Genomic DNA, 1,025 nt, shown 5'->3' on the forward strand with positions numbered 1-1,025 from the left:
TGTTGAGTTGCAATAGGTTGTTCCCGGAGAGCCGGGATGCTGGAGGCTTGTAGCCCAGTGCCGAGTGAGGCCTGCGGGCGTTGTAGTAGGCCAGGAAGGATGGCAGCCAAGCGGTGCGTTCGGCGCTGTTGTTCCAGATGCGGCCATAGGCCCATTCGCGCAGGCAGGTCTGGATGAATCGCTCGGCCTTGCCGTTGGTCTGCGGCCGGTAGGGCCTGGTGAAGGTGTGCTTGATGCCCAAGGCCTGGCAGGTTTTGGCAAACAGCCTGGAGCGGTAGGCGCTGCCGTTGTCGGTCAGCAGTCGCTTGACCGTGACACCCAGGGCACGGTAGTGCGCCACCGCAGCCTTGAGCGCTTGCACGGCCGATTCTTTGCGCTCGTCGTTGTGCATCTGCACGAAGCCGCAGCGCGAGTGATCGTCAATGGCCACATGGGCGAACTCCCAGCCGGCGCCACGCGAGGCGTCGCGCCGATCGCCTGTGACGCGGTGACTCGGGTGCTCGATACGGCCCAGCTTCTTGGTGTCCATGTGCAGCAGCTCGCCAGGGGCGTCGCGTTCATAGCGAACAGCGGGCACCTGTGGTTCCAGCGCCCTCAGGCTGGACAGGCCCATGCCCGCCAGCACGCGGCTGATGGTGGCCACGCTGCGGCCCACCACGGCGGCGATGCGTCGCATGGGCATGCGCGCGCGGCGGAGCTGCTCGATGCGCGCAGCCAACTCGGCATCAACGGTACTGCGGGTCTTCAAGGGCCGCGAGCTGCGGTCCGGCAAACCCGCCAGGCCCTCTTGCTCGAAGCGAGCACGCCACTTGCGCGCCGTGCGCACGCTGATGCCGGCGGCCTCGGCCGCCGGCATCAGCCCCATCACAGCAATGCGCTCGATCAGCAACTTGCGTCCTTCGAAGGTGGTTCTGGCATTCTTGTGGCTGTTCATCCGGGGGGATTCCTCTGAGAGTTCTGAAGCGTCGTAACTCCAGTCTCCCAGACCCTTCCGGGTTAACAACCTATTGAGACATCACAGCTAG

At 65.0% G+C, this 1,025-nt stretch carries 1 protein-coding gene; it reads right to left on the reverse strand.

Annotated features, from left to right (window positions below):
• Positions 1-934, reverse strand: a 934-nt coding sequence (locus L0977_RS25330) for an IS481 family transposase (RefSeq protein ID WP_234267696.1), incomplete at its 3' end; no start/stop codon positions are given.
• Positions 935-1,025: the final 91 nt, after the last annotated feature.

It is taken from the genome of Hydrogenophaga sp. NFH-34 (genome assembly GCF_021401345.1).
In the GTDB taxonomy this organism is placed as follows: domain Bacteria; phylum Pseudomonadota; class Gammaproteobacteria; order Burkholderiales; family Burkholderiaceae_C; genus Hydrogenophaga; species Hydrogenophaga electricum.